A 2,601-nucleotide genomic window follows, 5' to 3' on the forward strand; every position below is an offset into this window, starting at 1 on the left:
GCAGATTCTCGATTCGACCCTCTCCATCCGCGAACTGGTATCAACCGCCTGGGCTTCTGCCTCAACCTTCAGAGGTTCGGATATGCGTGGAGGTGCCAATGGCGCTCGAATCCGACTTGAGCCGCAGAAAAACTGGGCGGTTAATAGACCAGAACAACTCTCACGTGTTCTGCAGCAACTTGAAGATATCCAGCAAGCGTTCAATGGCTCTCAATCAGGTAATAAAAAGATTTCCCTGGCCGACCTGATTGTTCTGGGCGGTTGTGCAGCCATTGAACAGTCTGCTAAAAATGCTGGCCACGATATTGAACTGGTATTCACCCCTGGTCGTATGGATGCTTTACAGCAGCAAACGGATGTTCAGAGCTTTCGGCTACTGGAGACCATGACAGACGGCTTCAGAAACTATCAGAAAAAAACCACAGATGTACCTGTTGAAGCACTTTTAATCGACAAGGCTCAGCTGTTGACCCTGACCATTCCTGAAATGACGGTGCTTATTGGAGGCATGCGTGTTCTCAATACCAACAGTGACCAGAGTCAGCATGGGGTTTTTACCTCTAAAACAGATGCACTGACCAATGATTTCTTCATCAATCTGCTGAATATGAATACTGAGTGGAAACCGACGTCTGTGGATGAAGATATTTTTGAAGGTCATGATCGTCAAACCGGTGCCAGTCAGTGGAGTGCAACCCGTGTAGACCTGATTTTTGGCTCTGACTCCGAACTGCGTGCTGTGGCTGAAGTCTACGGTTCATCCGATGCTGGCGAGAAGTTTGTTCATGATTTTGCTGCCGCCTGGGTCAAAGTGATGAATCTTGACCGATTCGATCTCAGAGCTTCCTGATTGTTTCATCATAAAAAAAACCGCCAGGATCAGCTGGCGGTTTTTATGGACTGGATAGTACTTCAGTCTCAGGCATTGACCTCCCGGGTCACCTGAACGACCTGACCGCTTTCTTCAGCAGAGATGCATGCTGCAGCAGTGAACGCAACGTCGGTTGAACTGTTTAGAGCGGTTTCAGCAGAATCCTGGATAACGCCGATGATAAAACCGACAGCAACCACCTGCATGGCCACATCGGCAGAGATCCCGAAAAGACTGCAAGCCAGTGGAATCAGCAGCAGAGAGCCACCTGCAACACCGGAAGCGCCACAGGCCGAGATGGCAGCGATCACACTTAGAATCAGAGCGGTTGGCATGTCTACCTGAATACCCAGAGTGTTAACTGCGGCGAGGGTCATCACAGTGATGGTGATAGCAGCGCCTGCCATGTTGATGGTCGCCCCCAAAGGTATGGATACCGAGTAGGTATCTTCATGTAGATCCAGCTTTTTGCACAGTTCCATGTTCACTGGAATGTTGGCAGCAGAACTACGGGTAAAGAATGCGGTTACACCGCTTTCGCGCAGACATTGGAAAATCAGCGGGTATGGGTTGCGCTTCAGTTTGGCAAACACGATTAGTGGGTTTACAACCAGCGCAATAATCAACATGCAGCTGATCAAAACCATCAGCAGCTGGCCGTACTCAGCCAGGGCAGAGAAACCAGTCTTGGCTACTGTGTTGGCTACCAAACCGAAAATGCCAAAAGGTGCCAGCTGGATAACAAAGCGAACGACGTTGGATACCGCATCGGAAAGGTCGTGAACCACACGTTTGGTGGTATCTGAAGCACGATGCAGCGCGAGACCCAGAGCAACGGCCCAAGCCAGGATACCGATAAAGTTGCCGCTCATCAGGGCTTCAACAGGGTTCTGGACAATGCTGAACAGCAGGGTGTTCAGTACTTCGCCAACACCCTGTGGAGGATTGGCGCTGGCTTCATTGGTGACCAGAGTCAGAGTGACCGGAAAGGCAAAGCTCATGACAACAGCCGTCAGAGAAGCAGCCAGAGTACCAATCAGGTACAAGCCAATCACGGGTTTCATGTTGGTATGCTGACCTTTTTTCTGGTTGGCAATAGAGGCAGCCACCAGCATAAAAACCAGAACCGGCGCTACGGCCTTGAGAGCACCGACGAACAAAGAGCCCAGAACAGAGAAAGAAAGAGCTGTATCGGGAGCAACGACCGCCAGGCCTGCACCCAGCAAAATACCAATGAGAATCCTCAGCACCAGGCTCGTGCTGGCCATGCGTTCGAATAGAGATTGAGTTTCACCCATACTGTACCTACTTTATTTATAATAGAGTTCGCGCCCTTTCTGATAATCAGGTGATAATCAGGGAAAGGCTAAACCCCCAGCTCCAGGCTGTTTGATCATTCCAACTTCCATAGCGTGTCATCTGTCTGAAAGACCCTTTCACGGTACGGAAATCACCAATCGGGTGATCACTTTATAAGCAATTCGCACAAATCGAGTGTGCAAACCTAATGGATCAGCCCCACTGCAGTATTGATATGTGTCAATTAATTAGACCTTTAATCCATAGAGTAAGTTCACTCTTATTTTTCCGCCAGCTGGCCTAATGGTCATTTTAAAGGACATTCAAATACGCCCCTCAACTCTGCTGACATTTTGTCTCGGGGCTGAAAAATAAGCTTTTTCCATTGTTTTCCGGCTTTGAAAACTGCTTTTTTACCCATTTGTTTATTG

2 protein-coding genes are annotated in these 2,601 nt (G+C 49.0%); one reads left to right on the forward strand and one right to left on the reverse strand.

The genetic code is table 11. The features are described from left to right. The coding region (locus KDK19_RS14925) for a peroxidase family protein (RefSeq protein WP_306801354.1) at positions 1-850 on the forward strand (850 nt) is incomplete at its 5' end. Positions 851-918: 68 nt separating this feature from the next. On the opposite strand, the gene sstT is transcribed toward KDK19_RS14925, so the two are convergent. Next, entirely contained in the window at positions 919-2,169 is a 1,251-nt protein-coding gene (gene sstT, locus KDK19_RS14930) for a serine/threonine transporter SstT (RefSeq protein ID WP_257275833.1), read from the reverse strand. Between the last annotated feature and the right edge of the window lie 432 nt (positions 2,170-2,601).

Origin of the sequence: Endozoicomonas sp. ONNA1, from assembly GCF_024606325.1 — a bacterium.
Taxonomy (GTDB): Bacteria; Pseudomonadota; Gammaproteobacteria; order Pseudomonadales; family Endozoicomonadaceae; genus Endozoicomonas_A.